Origin of the sequence: Mitsuaria sp. BK037 (assembly GCF_014193045.1) — a bacterium.
In the GTDB taxonomy this organism is placed as follows: Bacteria; Pseudomonadota; Gammaproteobacteria; order Burkholderiales; family Burkholderiaceae_C; genus Roseateles.
This window is the reverse complement of the sequence record NZ_JACHYS010000004.1, coordinates 635,014-659,005: the sequence shown is the minus strand read 5'-3', so window position 1 is coordinate 659,005 and position 23,992 is coordinate 635,014. Positions and strand designations below refer to the sequence as shown.

Annotated in this window: 21 protein-coding genes; 14 read left to right on the top strand and 7 right to left on the bottom strand. The window is 69.0% G+C overall.

What is annotated here, in order from left to right; all coding sequences use genetic code 11:
* Positions 1–34 precede the first annotated feature (34 nt).
* From aspS to FHT37_RS23895, 4 genes are all read right to left on the bottom strand, one after another.
* Entirely contained in the window at positions 35–1,828 is a 1,794-nt protein-coding gene (aspS, locus tag FHT37_RS23910; RefSeq protein ID WP_091721624.1) for an aspartate--tRNA ligase, read from the bottom strand.
* A 164-nt stretch (positions 1,829–1,992) separates the two neighbouring features.
* Entirely contained in the window at positions 1,993–2,667 is a 675-nt protein-coding gene (locus FHT37_RS23905) for a DUF502 domain-containing protein (protein ID WP_091721619.1), read from the bottom strand.
* Between the two features lie 20 nt (positions 2,668–2,687).
* Positions 2,688–3,032, bottom strand: coding sequence for an FmdB family zinc ribbon protein (locus FHT37_RS23900; RefSeq protein WP_091721616.1), 345 nt, complete (start codon positions 3,030–3,032; stop codon positions 2,688–2,690).
* A 30-nt stretch (positions 3,033–3,062) separates the two neighbouring features.
* Positions 3,063–4,526: a sodium:solute symporter family protein gene (locus FHT37_RS23895; protein ID WP_183485388.1), complete on the bottom strand. Its 1,464-nt coding sequence runs from the start codon at positions 4,524–4,526 to the stop codon at positions 3,063–3,065.
* A 303-nt stretch (positions 4,527–4,829) separates the two neighbouring features.
* On the opposite strand from FHT37_RS23895, the gene FHT37_RS23890 reads away from it, so the two are divergent.
* Together FHT37_RS23890 and FHT37_RS23885 are read left to right on the top strand one after the other, a co-directional pair.
* The gene (locus FHT37_RS23890) at positions 4,830–5,051 is read left to right on the top strand and encodes a FliM/FliN family flagellar motor switch protein (RefSeq protein WP_175538166.1); all 222 of its coding nucleotides are present in this window, start codon (positions 4,830–4,832) and stop codon (positions 5,049–5,051) included.
* An 89-nt stretch (positions 5,052–5,140) separates the two neighbouring features.
* On the top strand, positions 5,141–5,857 hold the full coding sequence (locus FHT37_RS23885; RefSeq protein WP_183485385.1) for a sigma-70 family RNA polymerase sigma factor: 717 nt from the start codon (positions 5,141–5,143) through the stop codon (positions 5,855–5,857).
* Between the two features lie 37 nt (positions 5,858–5,894).
* Here FHT37_RS23885 and ubiB read toward each other — a convergent pair whose 3' ends face one another.
* On the bottom strand, positions 5,895–7,448 hold the full coding sequence (gene ubiB / locus FHT37_RS23880; protein ID WP_091721604.1) for a ubiquinone biosynthesis regulatory protein kinase UbiB: 1,554 nt from the start codon (positions 7,446–7,448) through the stop codon (positions 5,895–5,897).
* Positions 7,449–7,470: 22 nt separating this feature from the next.
* On the bottom strand, positions 7,471–8,004 hold the full coding sequence (locus FHT37_RS23875; RefSeq protein ID WP_091721602.1) for a hypothetical protein: 534 nt from the start codon (positions 8,002–8,004) through the stop codon (positions 7,471–7,473).
* Positions 8,005–8,197: 193 nt separating this feature from the next.
* Between FHT37_RS23875 and FHT37_RS23870 the strand changes: the two genes are divergently transcribed.
* The 11 genes from FHT37_RS23870 (at position 8,198) to FHT37_RS23820 (ending at position 20,788) form a co-directional block, all read left to right on the top strand.
* A complete protein-coding gene (locus tag FHT37_RS23870) occupies positions 8,198–9,592 on the top strand; it encodes an undecaprenyl-phosphate glucose phosphotransferase (RefSeq protein ID WP_183485382.1) in 1,395 nt (464 codons plus the stop codon).
* A 21-nt stretch (positions 9,593–9,613) separates the two neighbouring features.
* On the top strand, positions 9,614–10,780 hold the full coding sequence (locus FHT37_RS23865) for a hypothetical protein (protein WP_183485365.1): 1,167 nt from the start codon (positions 9,614–9,616) through the stop codon (positions 10,778–10,780).
* Between the two features lie 12 nt (positions 10,781–10,792).
* Positions 10,793–11,815, top strand: coding sequence for a UDP-glucose 4-epimerase GalE (galE, locus tag FHT37_RS23860; protein ID WP_183485362.1), 1,023 nt, complete (start codon positions 10,793–10,795; stop codon positions 11,813–11,815).
* A gap of 121 nt (positions 11,816–11,936) precedes the next feature.
* Complete coding sequence (locus tag FHT37_RS23855) at positions 11,937–13,346, top strand: mannose-1-phosphate guanylyltransferase/mannose-6-phosphate isomerase (RefSeq protein WP_183485765.1); 1,410 nt, start codon at positions 11,937–11,939, stop codon at positions 13,344–13,346.
* Positions 13,347–13,508: 162 nt separating this feature from the next.
* Positions 13,509–14,789 (top strand): nucleotide sugar dehydrogenase, encoded by a 1,281-nt coding sequence (locus FHT37_RS23850; protein WP_183485359.1) that lies wholly within the window; start codon positions 13,509–13,511, stop codon positions 14,787–14,789.
* A gap of 57 nt (positions 14,790–14,846) precedes the next feature.
* A complete protein-coding gene (gene rfbB, locus FHT37_RS23845; protein WP_183485343.1) occupies positions 14,847–15,905 on the top strand; it encodes a dTDP-glucose 4,6-dehydratase in 1,059 nt (352 codons plus the stop codon).
* A 21-nt stretch (positions 15,906–15,926) separates the two neighbouring features.
* The gene (gene rfbD / locus FHT37_RS23840; protein WP_183485340.1) at positions 15,927–16,808 is read left to right on the top strand and encodes a dTDP-4-dehydrorhamnose reductase; all 882 of its coding nucleotides are present in this window, start codon (positions 15,927–15,929) and stop codon (positions 16,806–16,808) included.
* 14 nt (positions 16,809–16,822) lie between these two features.
* Entirely contained in the window at positions 16,823–17,713 is an 891-nt protein-coding gene (gene rfbA / locus FHT37_RS23835; RefSeq protein ID WP_091721582.1) for a glucose-1-phosphate thymidylyltransferase RfbA, read from the top strand.
* Positions 17,713–18,264 (top strand): dTDP-4-dehydrorhamnose 3,5-epimerase, encoded by a 552-nt coding sequence (gene rfbC / locus FHT37_RS23830; protein ID WP_183485338.1) that lies wholly within the window; start codon positions 17,713–17,715, stop codon positions 18,262–18,264. The genes rfbA and rfbC overlap by 1 nt, the downstream gene beginning before the upstream one ends.
* 7 nt (positions 18,265–18,271) lie before the next feature.
* Positions 18,272–19,429, top strand: a complete 1,158-nt coding sequence (gene wecB, locus FHT37_RS23825) for a non-hydrolyzing UDP-N-acetylglucosamine 2-epimerase (protein ID WP_183485335.1) — start codon at positions 18,272–18,274, stop codon at positions 19,427–19,429.
* 132 nt (positions 19,430–19,561) lie between these two features.
* Positions 19,562–20,788 (top strand): acyltransferase family protein, encoded by a 1,227-nt coding sequence (locus FHT37_RS23820; protein WP_183485332.1) that lies wholly within the window; start codon positions 19,562–19,564, stop codon positions 20,786–20,788.
* 45 nt (positions 20,789–20,833) lie between these two features.
* On the opposite strand, the gene kdsA is transcribed toward FHT37_RS23820, so the two are convergent.
* The gene (kdsA, locus tag FHT37_RS23815) at positions 20,834–21,673 is read right to left on the bottom strand and encodes a 3-deoxy-8-phosphooctulonate synthase (RefSeq protein ID WP_091721573.1); all 840 of its coding nucleotides are present in this window, start codon (positions 21,671–21,673) and stop codon (positions 20,834–20,836) included.
* Between the two features lie 603 nt (positions 21,674–22,276).
* Between kdsA and FHT37_RS23810 the strand changes: the two genes are divergently transcribed.
* The gene (locus FHT37_RS23810; RefSeq protein ID WP_183485329.1) at positions 22,277–23,908 is read left to right on the top strand and encodes an Atrophin-1 multi-domain protein; all 1,632 of its coding nucleotides are present in this window, start codon (positions 22,277–22,279) and stop codon (positions 23,906–23,908) included.
* Positions 23,909–23,992: the final 84 nt, after the last annotated feature.

Here is a 23,992-nt window from a genome sequence, read left to right as displayed (position 1 = left end):
GCGACGGTGGCGGGAAGGCCACCGTGCCCGGCGATCAGGCCGAAGCCGCGCCCGGGTTGCGCAGGCGGATGTGCAGCTCGCGCAGCTGCTTCTCGTCGACGTAGGACGGCGCGCCGGTCAGCAGGCACTGCGCGCGTTGCGTCTTCGGGAAAGCGATCACGTCACGGATGGACTCGGCCTTGGTCATCAGCGTGACCAGGCGGTCCAGGCCGAAGGCCAGGCCGCCGTGCGGCGGCGCGCCGTACTGCAGCGCATCCAGCAGGAAGCCGAACTTCACGCGCTGCTCCTCGGGGCTGATGTTGAGCGCCTCGAAGACCTTGGCCTGCACGTCGGCACGGTGGATACGCACCGAGCCGCCGCCCAGTTCCCAGCCGTTGAGCACCATGTCGTAGGCCTTGGCCACGCACTTGCCGGGGTCGGTGACCATCAGGTCCTCATGGCCGTCCTTCGGCGCGGTGAACGGGTGATGGACCGCGGCCCAGCGCTTGTTCTCCTCGTCTTCCTCGAACATCGGGAAGTCGACCACCCACAGCGGCGCCCACTTGTCCTCGAACAGGCCGGTGGACTTGCCGAACTCGCTGTGACCGATCTTCAGGCGCAGTCCGCCGATGGCGTCGTTGACGATCTTGGCCTTGTCGGCGCCGAAGAAGATCAGGTCGCCGTCCTGGGCGCCGGTGCGCGACAGGATGTCGGCCACCGCCTTGTCGTGCAGGTTCTTCACGATCGGCGACTGCAGGCCCTCGCGGCCCTTGGCCGTCTCGTTGACCTTGATCCAGGCCAGGCCCTTGGCGCCGTAGATCTTCACGAACTCGGTGTAGCTGTCGATCTCGCCGCGGCTCATCGTCGCGCCGCCCGGCACGCGCAGCGCGACCACGCGGCCGCCCGGCGTCGTGGCCGGACCGGAGAAGACCTTGAAGTCGACGTCGCCCATCACGTCGGTCAGCTCGGTGAACTCCAGCTTCACCCGCAGGTCGGGCTTGTCCGAGCCGAAGCGGTGCATGGCCTCGGCGTACTTCATGACCGGGTAGTCGCCCAGCTCGACGTTCAGCGCCTTGCGGAAGACGTGGCGGATCATGCCCTCGAACATCGCGCGGATCTCTTCCTCGTTCAGGAACGAGGTCTCGATATCGATCTGCGTGAACTCGGGCTGGCGATCGGCGCGCAGGTCCTCGTCGCGGAAGCACTTGGTGATCTGGTAGTAGCGGTCGAAGCCCGCCACCATCAGCAGCTGCTTGAACAGCTGCGGCGACTGCGGCAACGCGAAGAACATGCCGTCATGCACACGCGACGGGACCAGGTAGTCGCGCGCGCCTTCCGGCGTGCTCTTGGTCAGCATCGGGGTCTCGATGTCGACGAAGCCGTGCTCGTCCAGGAACTTGCGCGCCTCCATCGCCACGCGGTAGCGCAGCATCAGGTTGTTCTGCATGTACGGGCGGCGCAGGTCCAGCACGCGATGCGTCAGGCGCGTCGTCTCGGAGATGTTCTCGTCGTCCAGCGGGAAGGCCGGCGTCACCGACGGGTTCAGCACTTCCAGCTCGTGGCACAGGACCTCGACCTTGCCGCTGACCAGGTTGGCGTTCTCGGTGCCGGCCGGGCGCGCGCGCACCTTGCCGACGATCTTCACGCAGAACTCGTTGCGGACCTCTTCGGCCACCTTGAACATCTCGGGGCGGTCCGGGTCGCAGACGATCTGGACCAGGCCTTCACGGTCGCGCAGGTCGATGAAGATCACGCCGCCATGGTCGCGGCGGCGATGGGCCCAGCCCATCAGGGTCACGGTCTGGTCCAGCAGCTTCTCGCTGACTTGGCCGGCATAGCAGGTACGCATGGGGTTCTCCGGAAATTTCGAGTGTCGGGACGGCGCTGGCGGCGGGGCGTCGATGCGGATCGCAACGCGCGCGGCCGGCGCGGGAAGGACGGATTCAGGGAATGGGCGCTGGCGGGGTCCCGCGGACCCTCAGGACTGAGCGCTTGCCGGGGCGCTCAGCCCGGTCAATTTCGGGCGACCTCGCTCGGCAGGACGATGGCCGGCTCCCCCTGAGGAGCGACCACCCCCATCGAGATGATGTATTTGAGCGCCTCATCGACGCTCATCGCCAAAGGCCGCAATTGCGCGCGGGGCATCATCAGGAAGAAGCCGGAGGTCGGGTTCGGCGTCGTCGGCACGTACAGCGCGACATGCTCCTCCGGCTCCGCGCCGCTGAGCGTGCCCAGCTGCTGGGCCACCTCGCCGCCGGGCTTGCCGGTGACGAAGGCGATGGTCCACGAGCCCTGGTGCGGGTACGGCACCAGCACGGCTTCGCGGAAGGCGTTGCCGCTGGAGGAGAACAGCGTGTCCGAGACCTGCTTGACCGAGCTGTAGATGCTCTTGACGATGGGGATCTTGTAGAGCAGCCGGTCCCATTGACGCAGCCACCACTGGCCGAAGATGTTCGCCACGAACATGCCGGTCAGCATCAGCAGCGCGACCATGACGACCACCCCCAGGCCGGGGATGTCATGCAGCTGCTTGAGCGAGGTCTGCGCCGACAGCGGCAGCACCGCGCCGACCGCCGACAGCAGCCAGACGAAGACGCCGTCGATCATGCCGAGGATCCACAGCAGGACCCAGACGGTGATCGCGAGCGGGAGCCAGACCAGCAGGCCGGTGATGATGTACTTTCTCATGCCTGGGTCCGGCCTCGGCGTCAGTGGCAGGCGCAGGAACCGCCGCAGGCGGTGCCCGACGGGGCCGACGTGCCGGAGGAGGACTCGGACGAGGCGGCGGCGGTCCCGCCGGAGGCCGGGGCGGCCTCGCCGCCCGTGGCCGGCGCGGCGGCCGGCGACGCCGGTGCGCTGGCGCCGCCCGATCCGCCGCGGAAGTCCGTCACGTACCAGCCCGAGCCCTTGAGCTGGAAACCGGCGGCGGTGACCTGCTTCGAAAAACTCTCCGCGCCGCAGGCGGGGCAGACGGTCAGCGGAGCGTCGGACAGCTTCTGCAGCACGTCTTTGGCGTGGCCGCAGGCGCCGCAGCGATAGGCGTAGATCGGCATTTGAGGGACTACCGGGTCAAAAACCCGAAATTATATAGAGTGGCCCGCCGGCGTCGCACCGGCCAGGCGGTGGTGGCTGCCGTGCACGTCGCGGATCGCCTGCGGCCCCAGCGAGCCCACCAGCATGCCCACGATGCCGGCCAGCAGGCCCGCCAGCTGGGCCGGGAACTGCTCGCCCGCCGGCGTCATCAGGAACAGGATCCAGGTCAGCACGCCCAGCACGATGGCGAAGATCGCGCCCTGCGTCGTCGCGCGCTTCCAGTAGAGGCCGAACACCAGCGGGACGAAGGCGCCGACCAGCGTGACCTGGTAGGCGCTGGAGACCATCTCGTAGATCGACGTGCCCTGCAGCGCGATCGCGTAGGCGCAGACGCAGACCGAGAACAGCAGCACCGCGATGCGCATCGTGCGCAGTTCCTGCTTGTCGGACACGCGCGGGAAGAACTGGCGCCAGATGTTCTCGACGAAGGTCACCGACGGCGCCAGCAGCGTGGCCGAGGCGGTCGACTTCAGCGCCGACAGCAGCGCGCCGAAGAAGATCACCTGCATCACGAAGGGCATCTTGTCGATCACCAGCGTGGGGATCACCTGCTGGGGGTCCTCGGCGATCAGCTGCTTGGCCTCGGTGGGCATGATGATCAGCGCGCTCACGACGATGAACATCGGCACGAAGGCGAACAGGATGTAGCAGATGCCGCCGATGACCGGGCCGCGGGTCGCCGCCTTGACGTCCTTGGCGGACATGACGCGCTGGAACACGTCCTGCTGCGGGATCGATCCCAGCATCATCGTGATGGCCGCGCCGACGAAGAACACGATGTCGTGGAAGCTCGGCTCGGGCAGGAAGCGGAACATGTCCTGGCTCGACGCCAGCGCGATGACCTTGTCGGCGCCGCCGGCCATGTCGGCCGCGAACCAGGCGATCAGCGACAGCCCCACCACCAGGATGATCATCTGGATGAAGTCGGTCACCGCCACCGACCACATGCCACCGAACAGCGTGTAGGCCAGGATCGACGCCGTGCCGATCATCATGCCCACCGGGATGCTGATCGCGCCGCCGGACAGCAGCTTGAACACCAGCCCCAGCGCGGTCACCTGCGCCGCCACCCAGCCGAGGTAGGACAGGATGATGATGAAGCTGCAGACCACCTCGACCACGCGGCCGTAGCGCTCGCGGTAGTAGTCGCTGATCGTCAGCAGCGTCATCTTGTAGAGCCTGGCCGCGAAGAACAGGCCCACCAGGATCAGGCACGAACCCGCGCCGAACGGATCCTCGACCACGCCGTTCAGGCCCGACTGCACGAACTTGGCCGGGATGCCCAGCACCGTCTCGGAGCCGAACCAGGTCGCGAAGGTGGTGGTGATGATCATCACCAGCGGCAGGTGCCGGCCGGCGATGGCGAAGTCCGCCGTGTTCTTCACCCGCTTGGCGGCCCACAGGCCGATCGCGATGGTGACAAGCAGGTAAAGGATGACCAGGGTCAGGAGCATGGCAGCGGGCCTTGGGAATGCGGGGAAGGCGGGAGCGCAGGAATCCGGCGCACAAAAAATTGCGCGCGGATTATCCCCGGAACCTCGGGGACTGCTGCCCAGGGTCCTCCCCGCCCCCGGACACCCCGTTTCAGCGGCACCCGCGATGGGGGATCCGCCCCCTTTTCACCAGATATCTGCGGGTCAGCTCCTCCATTTGGGTCATGGGCCGCATGTCTCACGCGAGTTCCAGGGATGGGGCCGCCAAGGGGCTCCCTTTCCAATCCCCTCCACGCCCTGCCACCGCCACCGGAGCCCCGCAACGTGGATGCCCTGACCGTAGACCTGGATTTCATCGTCGGCCGCGTCGCCATGACCGTCGGCGAACTGAGCGGCCTCACGGCGGGCCGGATCGTCCCGCTGGACACCTCGACGCCGGCACTCGTGCGCATCGTCGCGCACGGCACCGAGCTCGGCATCGGCCGGTTGGTCGAGCACGACGACCGGCTGGCGGTCGAGGTGCTGCAGTGGGGCCATCCACGGTGACCTGCCTGGCGCGGCGCGCCCTTTCCTCCCCTGTCCCAGGGAGCCACTGGCTCCGGGAGAGGCCCACCGGATCTTCTTCGAGTCTGTCCATGAGCCATCACACCGAAGCCACGGCCCGCCCGCCCGGCCCCCTTGCGAAGTCCGGGGCGGCGAGCGCCACGCCGCACCCCTCCAGCGCCGCCGCCTGCGCGCCGCACGCCGCGCCGGACGAACCGGTCGATCCGGAGCTGGCCCGGCAGCGCCAGCAACTGGTCCTGTCCCACATCATCAAGATCGCTCACGACGCACGCAGCGATTCCAGCAAGCTCAAGCGCTTCCTGCGGCGCTACGAGCGCTCGCCCGGCGAGCTCGACGACATCATCCAGGACGCCATGCTCGAGGCCACCCGCTGCGCCGACCGCTTCCAGGGCCGCTCCACCGTCGAGACCTGGTTCTTCGGCATCGCGGCCAACGTCGCGCGCAACCATGTGGCGCGCTGCGCCAAACGCAATCGTCAGATGGAAAGCCTGGACGACGCGCCGCACACGCGGGACGGCGAATCGGTCCACCACGCGCGCGACGGCAGGAAGGATGTCAGCCAGCAGGTCGCCTATCGGCAACTGGCCGGCATCGTCGACGTCACGCTGTCGGGCCTGTCACCCGACCTGCGCTGCACCTTCGATCTGGCCTGCCTGCAGGAAGAGTCCTACCGCGAGGTCGCCGCGCTGCAGGCGATCCCGATCGGCACGGTGCGCTCACGGGTGAACCGCGTACGCACCCTGCTGCGCGCCCGCCTGAAGCAGGAATTCGCCGACTACGCAGTCTGACCCGGCGCTCCCCGGCCTCCCGGCCGGAGGCGCGCGATCAGTCGATCCAGCGCATCACCAGCTGGGTCAGCACCAGCGCGAGCGTGAATCCGCCGATGCCCCACAGCAGCGTCTGGAGCAGATGGTTGGTCCGCCGCTGCTCCAGCAGCAGCTGGCGCGTCAGGTCCGAATGCCCGCCTTCGGCGCGCTGGCGCAGCACCTCGTGCATCAGGCGGGGGAATTCCGGCACCATCTGCGCGAATCGCGGCGCCTCCTTCTTCAGCTGCCGCACGAAGGCGCGCCAGCCCACCTGCTCATCCATCCAACGCTCGAGGAAGGGCTTGGCCGTGGCCCAGAGATCCAGATCAGGATCGAGCTGCCTGCCCAATCCTTCAATGTTGAGCAGCGTTTTTTGCAGCAAAACCAGCTGCGGCTGAATCTCCACGTTAAATCTGCGGGAGATCTGAAACAGCCGCATCAGCACCTGGCCGAGCGAGATGTCCTTCAGCGGCTTGTCGAAATGCGGCTCGCAGACAGTGCGCACCGCCCCTTCCAGTTCATCGACGCGGGTCTCCGGCGGCACCCAGCCGGACTCGATGTGGAGCTCGGCCACCCGTTTGTAGTCGCGACGGAAGAAGGCGATGAAGTTCTGCGCCAGGTAATCCTTGTCGACCTCGGTGAGCGTGCCGATGATCCCGAAGTCCAGCGCCACGTAGTTGCCGAAGGTGTGCGGATCCAGGCTGACCTGGATGTTCCCCGGGTGCATGTCGGCGTGAAAGAAGCCGTCCCGGAAGACCTGCGTGAAGAAGATCGTGACGCCGTCGCGGGCCAGCTTCTTGATGTCGACGCCGGCCTCCCGCAGGCGCTCGAGCTGCGAGATCGGCACGCCGCGCATGCGCTCCATCACGATGACCTCGCTCCGGCAGAGCTCCCAGATCATCTCCGGCACCAGCACCAGGTGCAGGTCCTGCATGTTGCGGCGCAACTGGGCGGCGTTGGCGGCCTCGCGGACCAGGTCCAGCTCGTCGTGCAGGTAGGTATTGAATTCGGCGACCACCTCGCGCGGCTTGAGCCGGCGGCCGTCGGCGGAGAAGCGCTCCACCCAGCCCGCGACGGTGCGCATCAGCGCCAGGTCGTCCTCGATGATGTCGAGCATCCCCGGCCGCAGCACCTTCACCGCGACCTCCCGCCCGTCCATCAGCGTCGCGAAGTGGACCTGCGCGATCGAGGCGCTGGCCACCGGCTCGGCCTCGAAGGTGGCGAAAAGCTCCTCGATGCGGCGCCCGAAGGCGCGTTCGATCAGCTCGCGGGACAGCTCGGCCGGGAACGGCGGCACGTTGTCCTGCAGCTTGGACAGCTCCTCGATCATGTCCGGCGGCACCAGGTCGCGCCGCGTCGACAGCAGCTGACCGAACTTGACGAAGATCGGTCCGAGCCGCTCCAGCGCGAGCCGCAGCCGCACGCCGCGCGGCTGGTCCCAGGCGCGGCCGACCGAGATCAGCCGGCGCAGGAAACGGAAACGCCGACGCTTGAGCGTCGACAACGCCAGCTCGTCCAGCCCGAATCGGTAGAGGGTCCAGACGATGACCAGAAGGCGGGACAGATACCTCATGCCCGGACCGGATTCCCGGACCTCATGCCCGGCCCTGGCCGTCCGGCATGAAACGGCCCGCCTGGCGGGCCAGGGTCGCCATCGCGCCCGCGACGGCGCGTCCGAAGCGACCCAGCTGGTGCGCCACCGCCGGACCGGTGATGGCGGCGAGGTCGTCCTCGATGTCCCAGCGCACGTGATCGATCAACCAGTTGAAGTCGCCGGCCAGTTGCGCATCGCCGTCCACCCGCACCTCGGGCCGGGCGCCGGACAGCGCCGCGAAGGCCGCCGCCGCCGGATTCGCCGCGTCGAGTTCGATGAGCAGGTCCGGTTCTTGCCTAGGGCCATCCTCGTCGTCCAACCGTTCCAGAAGACCCGCCGGGGTGATGCGCAACCGCAGGTCCGGCGCGGCCGGCAGCATGGCCGGCCAGCCCACCAGGCGCAGCCGCAGCGTCTTGCCCGTGTGCGGGGCCAGGCGCGCGGTGGCGACCGGCTCGCGGGACATGACATGGTTGAGCAACAGCGTGATGCGATCCTGGAGCGCAGGGGCCAGGAGCTTGGACCATTCTTGAAGCATGGGGCGGATTGTAGGCAGGCCCGGAGGACGGCCTGATGAACGAGGAAACCGGTGACAAGCTAGGGCGTCCGGTTACGAGTTCGTGAGATGAATTGAGAGAGAATTTCCGGCTCCGGCCGGACAGGAGCGGCAGGCCGGCCCCGATGCCGCCCGCCGTACGGCCACGAGGGAAGCAACGAAGGACCAACGGGTGATGTTTGAGGACCGGAACTACAAGAGAACCTTCTACAGCGCGCCGCAGTCGGTCCAGTCGTTCATCGCGGCATTCCTGGAACCGACGCTGATCGTCCTGATCTACCTGTGCCTGCTGGCCTGGTTCGGCGAACCGGTCATGCGCTCCACCTACACGCTGTGCATGCTGGTGTTCGCGCTGACCTTCCCGGGACGCAACCGCTTCTCGGATCATCCCGCCAGCGCCGTGACCGACATCGTCGGTTCCTGGCTGATGCTGCTGCTGATCCTGGGCATGTTCGCCTACGCCACCAGCAGCTTCCATTACTTCGAGCGCCCGGTGCTGCTGTGGTGGGCGCTGCTGACGCCGCTGGCGCAGATCCTGGCGGTCGAGATCGGCCGGCGCGTGCTGCGCTGGCGCGCGCAGCAGCCCTCGGTGCGGCGCACCGCGGTGATCGTCGGCGCCGGGCCGCTGGGCGCGAAGGTCGGCCGGGCGCTGTCCTTCGGCTCCATCCGCGGCGTCGAATGCCTGGGCTTCTTCGATGACCGCACCGACGACCGCCTTCATCCCGACAGCGTCGGCCGGGTGCTGGGCACGCTGCCGGAACTGAGCGACTACGTCCGCGCCAACGGCGTGCGCGAGGTCTACATCACCCTGCCGCTGGGCTCGCAGCCGCGCATCCTGCAGCTGCTCGAGCAGTTGCAGGGCACGACCGCCTCGCTGTTCTTCGTGCCGGACGTCTTCGGCATCAGCATCATCCAGGGCCGGCTGCAGGACGTGAACGGCGTGCCGGTGGTGGGCATCCTGGAAACCCCGTTCACCGGCGTGAACGAGGTGGTCAAGCGCATCAGCGACATCATCCTGGCCGCGCTCATCCTGGTGCTGATCTCGCCGATCCTGCTGATCCTGGCGATCGGCGTGAAGATGAGCTCACCCGGCCCGGTGATCTTCAAGCAGCGCCGCAACGGCCTGGATGGCGAGGAGATCATCGTCTACAAGTTCCGCTCGATGCGCGCGATGGACAACGGCGCGGTCGTCAAGCAAGCGACCAAGGGCGACCCGCGCATCACGCCGTTCGGGGCCTTCATCCGCAAGACCTCGCTGGACGAGCTGCCGCAGTTCATCAATGTGCTGCAGGGCCGCATGAGCATCGTCGGCCCGCGCCCGCACGCCGTCGCGCACAACGAGGAATACCGCCAGCTGATCAAGGCCTACATGGTCCGTCACAAGGTCAAGCCCGGCATCACCGGCTGGGCGCAGGTCAACGGCCTGCGCGGCGAGACCGACACCGTCGACAAGATGAAGGCGCGCGTCGAATACGATCTGGAATACCTGCGCAACTGGTCGCTCGGCCTGGATCTCCAGATCATCGTGCGCACCGTGCGGCTGATGCTGTTCGACCGCCACGCCTATTGACCCGCAGGAGACCTTCCCACGATGAACCGCCTCCACCGACTGTCGCTGCCCTTCGCCCTGCTCGCGTCCGCCTCCTGCTGGGCCCAGAGCGACCAGGGCAGTCCCTGGTACCTGGGCGCCTCGCTGGGCCATTACTACACGAACAACGTGTTCCGCTCGAATGCGGCCGAAAGCAGCGACCGGCTCACCTCGCTGAGCCTGCTGGCCGGCGTGGACACGCGGCTGGGCCGCCAACGCTTGCACGCCGACGGCCGCTTCAACGACACCCGCTACCAGGACAACAGCCGGCTGGACAACCGCGGCTACAGCCTGGACACCGGCCTGGACTGGGAAACCGCGGGCAACCTGTCGGGCACGCTGGACTACACCCGCGCGCGCACGCTGGCGGACTTCAACAGCAACACCGGCATCGCCCCGACCACCGAGCGCAATCTGCAGACCGACCAGAGCGCCGGTGGCAGCGTGCGCCTGGGCCTGCCGGGGCTGTCGCCGTTCACCCTCGAGGGCACCTTCGTGCGGCGCCAGCGCGACTATTCGCTGCCGCTGTGGGACACGCAGGAATACCGCCAGAACACCTCCTCCGTGGGCCTGCTCTACAACGCCAGCAGCGCCTGGCGCTTCGGCCTGGCCGGCCGCTACACCAAGGGCCGCGTGCCGGTGAACAGCTTCGAGTGGGATCGCAAGGACATCGACCTGACGGCGCTGTGGCGCGCCACCGGGGCCAGCAGCCTGAACGCGCGCCTGAGCCGCAGCACCTCGGACACCTTCACCGGCCTGACCGGCTCGCTGAACTGGAACTGGGCCCCCGGGGGGCGCTGGACCCTCAGCACCAAGCTGTCCCGGGACACCGGCGTCGAAACCTATTACCTGGGCATCAACAACGGCCAGTCCGACTTCAACCGGGTGCAGACGGCCTTCCAGACCCAGTTCAGCTACCGCATCACCGGCAAGCTCACCGCGCAGGCCGGCGTGGGCTTCACGCGCCTGAGCCGCGATCGCGACATCGCCCTGGGCGGGATCCGTTCCAAGGACAACTCCAAGCAATACAGCCTCGGGCTGGCCTGGGAGGCGCTGCGCAACGTCACCGTGGGCTGCCAGTACACCCGCCTGGATCGCGACACGACCGACGTGATCTACTCCTACAACGCCTACACCGCCGGCTGCTACGTGCAGGGCATGATCCGCTGACCTTCCGACTCCATGGCCAACGACACCATCCTGCTGACCGGCGCGACCGGCTACATCGCCTCCCACACCTGGCTCGCGCTGCTGGCGGCCGGCTACCGCGTCGTCGGCGTGGACAACTTCAGCAACAGCTCGCCCAAGGTGCTGGATCGCCTGGCCGAGCTCAGCGGCCAGACCCCGCTGTTCGAGAAGCTCGACGTCTGCGACGGCGCGGCGCTGGACGCGGTGTTCAACGAGTACAAGCCGGCCGCGGTGGTGCACTTCGCCGCCTTCAAGGCGGTCGGCGAATCGACGGCCAAGCCGCTGAGCTACTACCGCAACAACCTGGACGGGCTGCTGACGGTCTGCGAGGCGATGCGCCGTCATGACTGCAAGCGCATCGTCTTCTCCTCCAGCGCCACCGTGTACGGCCAGCCCAGGTCGCTGCCGCTGCGCGAGGACGCCGAGCTGATGGCGGTCAACCCCTACGGCGCGACCAAGCTGATCGGCGAGGGCATCCTGCGCGACCTGGGCGCCTCGGACCCGCAATGGCAGACCGCCTGCCTGCGCTACTTCAACCCGGTCGGCGCGCACGAGAGCGGCCGCATCGGCGAGGACCCGCGCGGCATCCCCAACAACCTGATGCCCTACGTCACGCAGGTGGCGGTGGGCCGGCGCGCCAAGCTGTCGATCTTCGGCAACGACTACGACACGCCCGACGGCACCGGCGTGCGCGACTACATCCACGTCGTCGACCTGGCCGAGGGCCATGTCGCCGCGCTGAACTTCCTGCTGCGCGGCCAGGAGTCGATCTGGGTCAACCTGGGCACGGGCCGCGGCTACAGCGTGCTGGAACTGGTGAACGCCTTCGCCAAGGCCAGCGGCCGCGAGATCCCCTACGAGATCGTCGCCCGCCGCCCGGGCGACGTCGCCGCCTGCTACGCCGATCCGGCGCTGGCGCGCGAGAAGCTGGGCTGGACCGCCCGCTTCGACCTGCAGCGCATGTGCGAGGACAGCTGGCGCTGGCAATCGTCCAATCCGAACGGTTTCGAGGGCTGATCCGCCGCTCTGCGACACTTCCGACCCATTTTTCGAATCCACAGCCCCGCATCGACATGCAAGGGGCGCCAGTTCCAGAGGGAGCAGTACCTTGAGCAAGATCGACACGCAACCGGTGATCATGGCGGGTGGCAGCGGCACGCGGCTGTGGCCGCTGTCCCGCGCCGGTTATCCCAAGCAGTTCCTGGTGCTGAACGGCAACACCAGCCTGTTCCAGCAGGCCGCTGACCGCCTGGCCACGCTCGGTGCCGAGGACATCGCGGTGAGGCCGCCGATCGTCGTCGGCAACGAGGAACACCGCTTCATGGTGCTGGACCAGCTGCGCGAGCAGCGGCTCGCGCCCAGCGCCGTCCTGCTGGAGCCGGTCGGCCGCAACACCGCGCCGGCGATCACGCTGGCGGCGCTGCAGGCGCTGGAAGGCGGCGAGGACCCGGTGCTGGTCGTCACGCCGGCCGACCAGACCGTCACCGACGGCCCGGCCTTCACCGCCGCGCTGCAGGACGCGGTGCGCCAGGCCAGCGGCGGCGCCATCGTCATCCTCGGCATCACGCCCGACCGGCCCGAGACCGGCTACGGCTACATCCGCGCCGGCGCTGAAGGCACCGGCCTGCGCGTCGAGGCCTTCGTCGAGAAGCCCGATGCCCCGACCGCCCAGAAGTACGTCGACCAGGGCGGCTACTACTGGAACAGCGGCATGTTCGTGTTGCGCGCCAGCGTCTGGCTGAAGGCGCTGCAGCAGTTCCGCCCCGACATCGACCAGGCCACGCGCGTGGCCTTCGGCGGCAAGGCGGTGGACGGTCCCTTCGTGCGCCCGGCCAAGGACGCCTTCGCGGTCGTGCCGTCGGAATCGATCGACTACGCCGTGATGGAGCGCTGCCCCGGCAGCCCGGTCGCGCTGCGCATGGTGCCGCTGGACGCCGGATGGAACGACCTGGGCGCCTGGGAAGCGGTCTGGCAGGTGGCGGAGAAGGATGCCGCCGGCAACGCCAGCCGCGGCGACGCGATCATCGCGGACAGCCGCAACACGCTGGTGCACGCGACCAGCCGGCTGGTCTCGGCGGTGGGGCTGGACAACATCGTCGTCGTCGAGACGCCGGACGCGGTGCTGGTCGCCGATCGCAGCAAGAGCCAGGACGTCAAGAAGATCGTCAGCCAGCTGACCGCCGCCCAGCGCGACGAGCAGAACCTGCACCGCAAGGTGCACCGCCCCTGGGGCTGGTACGACAGCATCGACATGGGCGAGCGCTTCCAGGTCAAGCGCATCATGGTCAAGCCCGGCGCCTCGCTGAGCCTGCAGATGCACCACCATCGCGCCGAACACTGGATCGTGGTGCAGGGCACCGCCGAGATCGTCAACGGCGACAAGACCCTGCTGCTGACCGAGAACCAGTCGACCTACATCCCGCTGGGCCAGGTCCATCGCCTGTCCAACCCGGGCAAGGTGCCGCTGGAGATCATCGAGGTCCAGTCCGGCTCCTACCTGGGCGAGGACGACATCGTGCGCTACCAGGACACCTACGGCCGGAACTGAGGCCCGGGCCCCGCTTGAGGGGTCGGCGCCGACCTGAAAACCGGATACAAAGCCGACCATCGCGCGGGGCGCCCGGACCTTCCGGTCCGGTGGGGACGCTCCGGGCCCACCACAACAGGACGCCGGCGTCGCAGCGACGTCGGCCGTCGACAGGAGAAGATCGTGTCCGTGATTGCCGTCGTCGGATTGGGATATGTGGGACTGCCGCTGGTGGTTGAGTTCGGCAAGCACGGACGGACCATCGGCTTCGACATCGCCGAGGACAAGGTCGCCAAGTGCCGAGCGGGCACCGACCCGTCGCGCGAGCTGAGCGACGAGGAAGTGCGCGCGGCCGTGCACGCCGAGTACCACAGCGACCCGGCCTGCCTGGCCGAGGCCGACGTCATCATCGTGGCCGTGCCCACGCCGGTGGACGAGGCCAAGATCCCCGACTTCCGCCCGCTGGTCGGCTCGTCCACCAGCGTGGGCCGGCACATGAAGCGCGGCGCGGTCGTCGTGTACGAATCGACCGTCTATCCCGGCGCGACCGAGGAGGTCTGCATCCCGGTGCTGGAGCGCGAATCCGGCCTCAAGTGGAAGCAGGACTTCTTCGTCGGCTACAGCCCCGAGCGGATCAATCCCGGCGACAAGGACCACACGCTGACGAAGATCCTCAAGATCGTCTCCGGCGACACGCCTGAGACGCTGGAGATCGTCGCCAGGACCTACGAGCGCATCATCGTGCCGGGCGTGCACCGCGCCTCCAGCATCAAGACGGCCGAGGCCGCCAAGGTCATCGAGAACACCCAGCGCGACCTCAACATCGCGCTGATGAACGAGCTGGCGATCATCTTCGAGCGCCTGGGCCTGGACACCTCCGAGGTGCTGGAGGCCGCCGGCACGAAGTGGAACTTCCTGAAGTTCAAGCCGGGCCTGGTCGGCGGCCACTGCATCGGCGTGGACCCCTACTACCTGACGCACAAGGCCGACATGCTCGGCTACCACCCGCAGGTCATCCTGGCGGGCCGGCGTATCAACGACGGCATGGGCAAGTTCATCGCCGAGCAGACCATCAAGCAGATGATCGCCGCGGGCTCGCCGATCAAGGGGGCCAAGGTCAACGTGCTGGGCCTGACCTTCAAGGAGGACTGCGGCGACCTGCGCAACTCCAAGGTGATCGACATCATCCGCGAGCTCAGGACCTACGGCGTCGAGGTCTTCGTCACCGACCCGGCGGCCGAGGCCGACGAAGCGATGCACGAATACGGCGTGCGGCTGCAGGCTTTCGAGGACCTGCCCCGCGCCGACGCCATCGTGGCGGCGGTCGCGCACCGCGAGTACAAGGCGCTGGCGGCCGGCGCGCTCGCCGCCAAACTGGTGGAAGGCGGCGCCTTCATCGACGTCAAGGCGGCCTTCCGGGCCGACGATCTCCGTGCCGCCGGCCTCAGGGTCTGGCGGCTGTAATCCGACCGGCGTCACCGCCCGCCCGGGTCGGGACGCCACACATTTCAGGGAAGTTTCATGACGATCCTCGTCACCGGCGGTGCCGGATTCATCGGCAGCAATTTCGTGCTCGACTGGTTCAAGACCTCGGACGAGCCGGTCGTCAACCTGGACGCCCTCACCTACGCGGGCAACCTCGAGAACCTGGCCTCGCTGAAGGACGACGCGCGCCACGTCTTCGTCAAGGGCGACATCTGCGACCGCGCGCTCGTCGACCAGCTGCTGGCCACGCACCGCCCCCGCGCGATCGTGCACTTCGCGGCCGAGTCCCACGTCGACCGCTCCATCCACGGCCCCGGCGCCTTCATGCGCACCAATGTCGAGGGCACCTTCACGCTGCTGGAGGCCGCGCGCGGCTACTGGAGCGCGCTGGAGGGCGAAGCCAAGGCGGCCTTCCGCTTCCATCACGTCTCCACCGACGAGGTCTACGGCTCGCTGAAGGCCGAGGACCCGCCCTTCGCCGAAACGAATCCCTACGAGCCCAACAGCCCGTACTCGGCCTCCAAGGCGGCCAGCGACCACCTGGTCCGCGCCTGGCACCACACCTATGGCCTGCCGGTGGTGACGACCAACTGCTCCAACAACTACGGGCCATATCACTTCCCCGAGAAGCTGATCCCGCTGATGATCGTCAACGCGCTGGCCGGCAAGCCGCTGCCGGTGTACGGCGACGGCCAGCAGATCCGCGACTGGCTCTACGTCACCGACCACTGCTCGGGCATCCGCGCGGTGCTGGCCGGCGGCACGCTGGGCGAGACCTACAACATCGGCGGCTGGAACGAGAAGGCCAACATCGACATCGTGAAGACGGTGTGCGCCCTGCTCGACGAACTGCGCCCCGATCCCGCCGGCCCCTACTCGCGGCTCATCACCTACGTGAAGGACCGTCCCGGCCACGACCGCCGCTACGCGATCGACGCCCGCAAGATCGAGCGCGACCTGGGCTGGCGTCCCGCCGAGACCTTCGAGACCGGCATCCGCAAGACGGTGCAGTGGTACCTGGCCAACGAGGACTGGGCCTCGCGCGTCCTCTCGGGCGCGTACCGCGAGTGGGTCTCGAAGCAATACGGCGCCTGAGCGCCCGGGCAGGACATCGGCATGAAGATTCTGCTGCTCGGAAAGAACGGCCAGCTCGGCTGGGAACTGCAACGCGCGCTCGCCCCGCTGGGCGAGTTGGTCGCGCTGGACCGCCATGAGGGCGGCGACCTCGGCGACAGCGAGGCGCTGCGCGCCACGGTGCGCCGCGTGGCGCCCGACGTGATCGTCAATGCCGCGGCCTACACCGCCGTCGACAAGGCCGAGAGCGAGCCCGAGGCCGCGCGCCGGATCAACGCGCTGGCCCCCGGCGTGCTGGCCGAGGAGGCCAAGGCCCGGGGCGCGCTGCTGGTGCATTACTCGACGGACTACGTCTTCGATGGCGCCGGCTCGGACTGGCGCTTCGAGGACGCGCCCACCGGCCCGCTGAGCGTCTACGGCAAGACCAAGCTCGAAGGCGAGCAGCGCATCGCCGCGAGCGGCGCGGATGCGCTGGTGCTGCGCACCAGCTGGGTCTACGCCGCGCGCGGCGGCAACTTCGCCAAGACCATGCTGCGGCTGGCGGCCGAGCGCGAGCAGCTCAAGGTCGTCGCCGACCAGATCGGCGCGCCCACCGGCGCGGACCTGCTGGCCGACGTCACCGCCCACCTGGTCCGCACCACGCTGCGGGACCGCGCGCTGTGCGGCGTCTACCACGCCGTGGCGAGCGGCGAGACCAGCTGGCACGCCTACGCCCGACATGTGCTCGGCCGCGCCCGCGACAAGGGACTGGCGCTGAAGGTGCAGCCCGAGCAGGTCGAGGCGCTGCCCAGCAGCGCCTATCCGACGCCGGCGCCGCGCCCGCTGAACTCGCGCCTGGACAACCACAAGCTGCAGGACCGCTTCGGGCTGGTGCTGCCGCACTGGCAGGTCGGCGTCGACCGCCTGCTCGAAGAAATCCTGTGATTGGAGAGACCGCGATGAGCAACACCCCCCGCAAGGGCATCATCCTGGCCGGCGGCTCCGGCACCCGGCTGCATCCGGCGACGCTGGCCATCAGCAAGCAGCTGCTGCCGGTCTACGACAAGCCGATGGTCTATTACCCGCTCAGCACCCTGATGCTGGCGGGCATGCGCGACATCCTGCTGATCAGCACGCCGCAGGACCTGCCGCGCTTCGAGGCCCTGCTGGGCGACGGCGCGCGCTGGGGCCTGAACCTCCAGTACTGCGTGCAACCCAGCCCGGACGGCCTGGCGCAGGCCTTCGTGCTCGGCAAGGACTTCATCGGCGGCGCGCCCAGCGCGCTGGTGCTGGGCGACAACATCTTCTACGGCCACGACTTCGCCGGCCTGCTGGACAGCGCCGATGCGCAGACCGACGGCGCCACCGTCTTCGCCTACCACGTGCACGATCCGGAGCGTTATGGCGTGGTCGAGTTCGATGCCGCCCAGCGCGCGGTCAGCATCGAGGAAAAGCCCAAGGCGCCCAAGAGCAACTACGCGGTGACCGGCCTGTACTTCTACGACCGCCAGGTCTGCGACATCGCCGCCGACATCAAGCCCAGCCCGCGCGGCGAGCTCGAGATCACCGACGTCAACGCCCGCTACCTCGAGCAGCAGCAACTGCGCGTCGAGATCATGGGCCGCGGTTATGCCTGGCTGGACACCGGCACGCATGACAGCCTGATGGAAGCCGGCCAGTTCATCGCGACGCTGGAGAAGCGCCAGGGCCTGAAGGTCGCCTGCCCGGAGGAGATCGCCTACCGCCAGGGCTGGATCACGGCGGAGCAGCTGGAGAAGCTGGCGCAGCCGATGCTCAAGAACGGATATGGCCAGTACCTGAAGCAGGTGCTCAACGAACAGGTGTTCTGATGAATGTGATCCCGACCGCGCTGCCCGAGGTGCTGATCATCGAGCCGAAGGTCTTCGGCGACGCGCGTGGCTTCTTCATGGAAAGCTGGACCGAGCCCAAGTTCAACGCCGCCTGCGGCTACGACGTGCGCTTCGTGCAGGACAACCATTCGCGCTCCAGCCAGGGCGTGCTGCGCGGCCTGCACTTCCAGCTGCCGCCGCACGCGCAGGGCAAGCTGGTGCGCTGCACCGCCGGCGCGGTGTTCGACGTGGCCGTGGACATGCGCCGCTCCAGTCCCAACTTCGGCAAGTGGGCCGGCGTCGAGCTCACCGGCGAGAACCACCGCCAGCTCTGGATCCCGCCAGGCTTCGCCCACGGCTTCCTGGTGCTGAGCGAGACCGCCGACTTCCTCTACAAGACCACCGACCTCTACGCGCCGCAGGCCGAGGGCTCGGTGCGCTGGGACGATCCGGCCATCGGCATCGACTGGCCGAGGCTGGGCGTCGAGTTCAAGCTCGCCGAGAAGGACGCGAAGGCGCCGCTGCTCGCCGACGCCAAGTCCTTCGACTGACCCGCCGATGGCCGCGCCCCTGCTGCACCTGATCGCGGGCGCGCGACCCAACTTCATGAAGCTCGCGCCGCTGGTGCGGGCGCTGCGCGCGGACGGCCGGCTCGATTGGAAGCTGATCCACACCGGCCAGCACCACGACGCCGCGATGAGCGGTGTCTTCTTCGACGAGCTCGGGCTGCCGCCGCCGGACGTCTCGCTGGACTGCCACGGCGGCGGCCACGCGCGGCTGACGGCCGCCATCCTGCAGGCCTATGAGCCGCACCTGCTGGCCGACCGGCCCGCGGCCTGCGTCGTCGTCGGCGATGTCGACTCGACGCTCGCCTGCGCGCTGGCGGCCCGCAAGCTCGGCGTGCCGGTGGCGCATGTCGAGGCCGGCCTGCGCAGCGGCGACATGACCATGCCGGAAGAGATCAACCGCCGCGCCACCGACGCGATCGCGGACTGGCTCTTCACGACCGAGCCGAGCGCCGCCGCCCACTTGCGCCGCGAAGGTCATCCCGACACCCGCATCGTCGAGGTCGGCCATGTGATGGTCGACAACCTCCTGTTCCAGCTCGACCGCCTGGAGGCCGGCGACGCCCCGGCCCGGGCCGCCGAGGCCGCGGCGCTCGCCGCGCTCGACGCGGCCGGCGCCCGGCACGCCATCGCCGGCCGTTTCGGCGTGGTCACGCTGCACCGGCCGTCCAACGTCGACGAGCCGGCCCAGCTCGCGGCGCTGATGGCGGCGCTGGGCTCGCTCGCCGGGCGGCTGCCGCTGCTCTTCCCGGTCCATCCGCGCACCCGCGACCGGCTGGCGGCACTGGGCCTGGCGCCCACGCCGGGCCTGCACCTGCTGCCGCCGCTGCCTTACCGTCCCTTCCTGGCGCTGTGGCGCCGCGCCGCGCTGGTGCTCACCGACAGCGGCGGCCTGCAGGAGGAAACCACCGCGCTCGGCATCCCCTGCCTCACCGTGCGCGACAACACCGAGCGGCCGGTGACGGTGGAACTGGGCACCAACCGCATCGCCGGCACCGACGCCACGCGCGTGCTGGCGCTGGCAGGGCAGCGACTGGACGAGCTCGACGCCGCCGGCCCGGACACCGCCCCGGTGCGCCGCCCCCCGCTGTGGGACGGCCGGTCGGCCGCGCGCATCGTCGAGCGCCTGGCGACGGATCTGCTCCGCTGAGCCTCCCCCCGCGTTCCGGGGGTCTGCCCCGGGAAGTTGTCACGCTGGCGTGAAGCCGGGCGGGGTCGCGGGCGTACAGTTGCGGCCTCACGCGCTCAGAGAAGCGCCGGGCCTGGGCAGAGGGGGATCGCCATGGATGTTTCAACCGCTTCCACCAGGGAGGCGCACCGCCCCGGCATCGCCGGCGCAGCGGATCTGGACCTCGACAGGACCCGCGCGACGCTGATGGTCCTGGGCATCGCCCTGCACACCGCGGACGTCTTCATCACCTCGGGCGACTGGCTGGTCGCCGACAGCCACCGCAGCGCCTTCTTCGACGCGCTGGTCGCGCTGATCCACAGCTTCCGGGTGCCCGGCTTCTTCCTGCTGTCGGGCCTGCTCTTCGCCGGCAGCCTGCGCCGCCACGCCACGCCCGACCTGCTCGTGCGCCAGCTGCTGCGCCTGGGGGTGCCGCTGCTGAGCTGCTGGCTGCTGCTCAACGGCGCGCAGCAGGCACTGCTCGCCTGGCAACGGGGCGCCGATCCCTGGGCGGCGCTGGACGGCCTGTCCGCCCCGGTGTTCCACCTCTGGTTCCTGCGCGACCTGCTGGTGCTGAACCTGCTGGTGCTCGCCGCCTGGGCCATCGCCCAGGGCCGGCATCGCCGCGCCACCCGGACCGCCGCCCGCGGCGCCGGGCGCTTCGCCGCCTGGCTCTCGCGTGCCGGCGACGCCGGGCCGGCGCACTGGCTGTCGGTGGCGCTGGCCGGCGCGCTGCTGGGCCATGCCTTGATCCTCGCTGTCCGGCTGACCGGCATCGCCTACGAGGCCGGCCCGGGCGACCTGACGCTGTTCAACCTGGCCTTCTACGCGCCGCTGTTCCTCGCCGGCCTGGCGCTGTGGCATCGCCCCGCCTGGCTGCGTGCGTGGCTGTCGACGCCGCTCTGGCTGCTGCCGGTGGCCGCCTTCGCGGCCAACTGGGGCGACGCGGCCAGCGCCACGCTGCCGCATCCGCTGGCCCGCGAGGCGGCACTGGCGGTGGAACTGCTGGGCATCTGGATCGCGACCGGGGCCGCCGTCGGCGCGCTGGGCCGCTGGCGCACTGGCCCGCGCGGCGGGCTTGGCCGCTTGCTCTCGGAAGCGAGCTACACGATCTTCCTCGTCCACCACCTGCTGGTGGTGGCGCTGGCGCTGCTGCTGTTGCCGCTCGATTGGCCGGCGGCGGTCAAGTTCCCGATCATCGCGCTGGCCACGCTGGCGCTGAGTCTGGCGATCCACCGCTGGCTGGTGCGGCCCTTCGCCCTCATGCGGCTGCTCTTCAACGGCCGCACGCCCGCCCCTCAGGGCGAGCGCCCGGTCACGCCCGCGCCGGGCCGCGCCTGATCCGGCGCTTGATCCGGCACCGGCCCGCGCGGCCGTGGGCCGCGGTCAGTGGGTGTCCAGAACCGGGAAACCCTTGACCAGATCGTCGATCGCCTTGACCTGCTCCAGGAAGGGCTTGAGCTGCGACAGACGCAGCGCGCTGGGGCCGTCGCACAGCGCCTTCTCGGGCTCGGGATGGGCCTCCAGGAACAGGCCGGCCAGGCCGATCGCCATGCCGGCGCGGGCCAGCTCGGTGACCTGGCCGCGGCGACCGCCCGAGGCGGCGGCACCGGACTCGCGCTGCTGCAGCGCATGGGTCACGTCGAAGATCACCGGCTTGCCACCGCTGACCTGCTTCATCACGCCGAAGCCCAGCATGTCCACGACCAGGTTGTCGTAGCCGAACTGGGCGCCGCGGTCGCACAGCATCACGTTCGGATTGCCGCCTTCCTCGAACTTCTCGACGATGTTCTTCATCTGCGGCGGGCTGACGAACTGCGGCTTCTTGATGTTGATCACCCGGCCGGTCTTCGCGAGCGCGATCACCAGGTCGGTCTGGCGGGCCAGGAAGGCCGGCAGTTGCAGCACGTCGCAGACGGCGGCCACTTCGGCCGCCTGGTGGGGTTCGTGCACGTCGGTCAGCACCGCGACGCCATGCGCCTTCTTCACCGCCTCGAAGATCTTCAGGCCGGCCTCCAGGCCCGGGCCGCGGTAGCTCTTGATCGACGACCGGTTGGCCTTGTCGAAGGACGCCTTGAAGACGTAGGGAATGCCCAGTTCCCGGGTCACGCGCAGGTATTCGCCGCACACATCGACCGCGAACTGCTCCGACTCCAGCACGTTGACACCGCCGAACAGCACGAACGGCCGGGCGTTGTCGACCACGATGTCATTGATCTTGACCATCTCGATTCCGATTCCCTGAGGCGAAGGCGCGGAGTATCCCATAGGCCCCTCTGGCGACCGGCCGCCCCCTGGCCGCCTCGCCCCCCTCGTTGAGGGGCCGGCATCGACCGGCCTGCCCGCCCATCGGAGGCCCGTCGGTGGGGCCGTCGGGAATCGGCTGACACGTGCTTCGGCGAGTTGCCTTCCCGAGTTTCGTGCGACGTCCGATGTTTTGTTTCGAATATCGAACCCGAGTATCTCGGGCCCGAGGACGAGTATGTAACGACGGGCAATAACCCCTCGATCCGAGACATCCGTCAGGTTGTCAACCCTCGACCTGGATGTTTCAAAGAGTACCTCCCCGCAGCTGCCCAATATTCCCGGAATCCCCCGCGTGTGGCCGGCGTCCACTCTGGAAATCAGCCCATCGGACTCCGCATACTGAGTCATGGCCGCAACACCTGCCCAGCCGGGCGGGAATGAAGCAGTCAATTTCCCGGGTGCCAACATCCAGTAACAAGAATCCCGCCCGACGCCTGCAACGAGGCGTCGGCGCGCAAGAAGAAGAGATACCGGCATTTACTCGTCAACGCGCTCCGCGCATTTTCAGCAGTTCGAAACACCATGACGAAAACCTCTTCTTCCTTTGGAATCTCCGCCGGCCTGAGCGCCTGCGCGCTCGCCGCCAGCCTGCTGCTGGCCGGTTGCGGCGGCGGGGGCGGCAGCAGCGCCGCCGGCGCCGCGCCGCTGGCGCTGGAGACGCCGCCGACCGCCGCCTCCACCCCGGTCTCGATCGCCACCACGCCCGCCTCGCCGGCCAGCGAGGCCGTCGCCGGCGTCGCCGTCCTGGCCGCCGACGCCATCGCCCGCCCCTCCGCGACCGCCGCCTGCACCGCGGGCAACTTCGGCAGCTTCCTGCGTCCGTTCAGCCCGGATTCGCCGTGGAACAGCCGCCCGGTCGGCGCGGTGCTGGGGTCGGCGACGATCCCGGCCTCCACCTATTACCCGTCCGTGGACAGCGGCACCTGGTCGAGCGCCGCCTTCGAGGCGTCGGAAACCGACGCGCCCATGGTCGTGACCGGCACCAACACGCAAGGCGTGTGGGATCCGGACAGCGAGGTCTACCGTCCCAGCATCACCATCCCGCACTGGCCGGCGCAGACGCAGCCGGCCACCGGCAGCGATGGTCACGCCGAGATCGTCGACGCCGCCGCCGGGGTCATCCATTCGTTCTGGGGCCTCAAGCAGGTCGACGGCGCCTGGGTGACCAACCAGTACGCCTGGACGCCGCTGGCCGGCCGTGGCATGGGCGACCCGTCGCACTACTACCAGGGCGCGCGCGCCGCGGGCGTGTCGACGATCGGCGGCCTGATCCGCATCCATGAGGCCAACGACGGCGCGGCCAGCTACAGCCACGCGCTGGCGATGTCGCTGGACTTCACCGGCCTGAGCAACAGCCCGACCTACCGCTTCCCGGCCACCTCGGCGGATTCGAATGCGGCCACGACCAACAGCGGCCAGATCCCGATGGGCTCGCTGCTGATGCTGCCGGCCAGCTTCGACGCGCAGGCGCTGGCCACGCCGGAGCTGCGCAAGATCGCCGAGACGCTGAAGAAGTACGGCGCCTACGTCGTGGACCGCAACCACGGCACGCCCTTCGTCATCTACGTGGAGATCGGCGCCGACCTCAAGCTGCACAAGAACGGCTGGAGCAGCAGCACGGCCACCGACCTGGACACCATTCGCGCCGCGCTGCGTCCGCTGGAGAGCGCGGCCTGGTGGGTCGACGGGAACAACAAGAACAGCAGCTCGGTGACCAGCACGGCGATGAACCTGCTGTCGATGCGCGGCGCCTGGTGGCGCACCAAGGGCACGGTCAGCGGCGAGTTCGACACCTGGCGCCAGGCGCTGGTCTTCCCCGCCACGACGACGCTGATCGAGCAGGCCAATGCCACCGGCCGGGCGATGAACCCGGTGAGCTGGGCGCTGCCGGTGGCCGGCGATCCGTATCGGCTCACCGTCGCGGGCACCGGCGGCGCGACCTTCCGCATGACCATCGCCGATCGCCAGACGGGCGCCACCGTCTACGACACCGGGTATCTGGCCGACGGCGCAGTGCTCAACTTCACCTGGCCGGCGGGCACCAGCTTCAAGGTCACGACCTGGGGCCGCAGCGGCACCGCCAACGTGGAATCGACGCTGCGCCCGACGCTGGTCCGCGCCAGCGGGGCCACGGGCAGCGTCTGCGCCTCCTGATGCGCAGGGGCTGAAATGGCAACGCCGCGTCCCTTGCGGGACGCGGCGTTGTCGTTGCGAGGACGCAGGCCCCGGCGCCGACGC

Coding starts and splice junctions, on each gene's coding strand:
- FHT37_RS23875 (WP_091721602.1), bottom strand. CDS start 8,004: ATGCTTCAAGAATGGTCCAAGCTCCTGGCCCCTGCGCTCCAGGATCGC.
- rfbA (WP_091721582.1), top strand. CDS start 16,823: ATGAGCAACACCCCCCGCAAGGGCATCATCCTGGCCGGCGGCTCCGGC.
- galE (WP_183485362.1), top strand. CDS start 10,793: ATGGCCAACGACACCATCCTGCTGACCGGCGCGACCGGCTACATCGCC.
- FHT37_RS23820 (WP_183485332.1), top strand. CDS start 19,562: ATGGATGTTTCAACCGCTTCCACCAGGGAGGCGCACCGCCCCGGCATC.
- FHT37_RS23870 (WP_183485382.1), top strand. CDS start 8,198: ATGTTTGAGGACCGGAACTACAAGAGAACCTTCTACAGCGCGCCGCAG.
- FHT37_RS23905 (WP_091721619.1), bottom strand. CDS start 2,667: ATGAGAAAGTACATCATCACCGGCCTGCTGGTCTGGCTCCCGCTCGCG.
- ubiB (WP_091721604.1), bottom strand. CDS start 7,448: ATGAGGTATCTGTCCCGCCTTCTGGTCATCGTCTGGACCCTCTACCGA.
- FHT37_RS23865 (WP_183485365.1), top strand. CDS start 9,614: ATGAACCGCCTCCACCGACTGTCGCTGCCCTTCGCCCTGCTCGCGTCC.
- wecB (WP_183485335.1), top strand. CDS start 18,272: ATGGCCGCGCCCCTGCTGCACCTGATCGCGGGCGCGCGACCCAACTTC.
- FHT37_RS23895 (WP_183485388.1), bottom strand. CDS start 4,526: ATGCTCCTGACCCTGGTCATCCTTTACCTGCTTGTCACCATCGCGATC.
- rfbC (WP_183485338.1), top strand. CDS start 17,713: ATGAATGTGATCCCGACCGCGCTGCCCGAGGTGCTGATCATCGAGCCG.
- aspS (WP_091721624.1), bottom strand. CDS start 1,828: ATGCGTACCTGCTATGCCGGCCAAGTCAGCGAGAAGCTGCTGGACCAG.
- FHT37_RS23855 (WP_183485765.1), top strand. CDS start 11,937: ATGGCGGGTGGCAGCGGCACGCGGCTGTGGCCGCTGTCCCGCGCCGGT.
- rfbB (WP_183485343.1), top strand. CDS start 14,847: ATGACGATCCTCGTCACCGGCGGTGCCGGATTCATCGGCAGCAATTTC.
- FHT37_RS23900 (WP_091721616.1), bottom strand. CDS start 3,032: ATGCCGATCTACGCCTATCGCTGCGGCGCCTGCGGCCACGCCAAAGAC.
- kdsA (WP_091721573.1), bottom strand. CDS start 21,673: ATGGTCAAGATCAATGACATCGTGGTCGACAACGCCCGGCCGTTCGTG.
- FHT37_RS23810 (WP_183485329.1), top strand. CDS start 22,277: ATGACGAAAACCTCTTCTTCCTTTGGAATCTCCGCCGGCCTGAGCGCC.
- rfbD (WP_183485340.1), top strand. CDS start 15,927: ATGAAGATTCTGCTGCTCGGAAAGAACGGCCAGCTCGGCTGGGAACTG.
- FHT37_RS23885 (WP_183485385.1), top strand. CDS start 5,141: ATGAGCCATCACACCGAAGCCACGGCCCGCCCGCCCGGCCCCCTTGCG.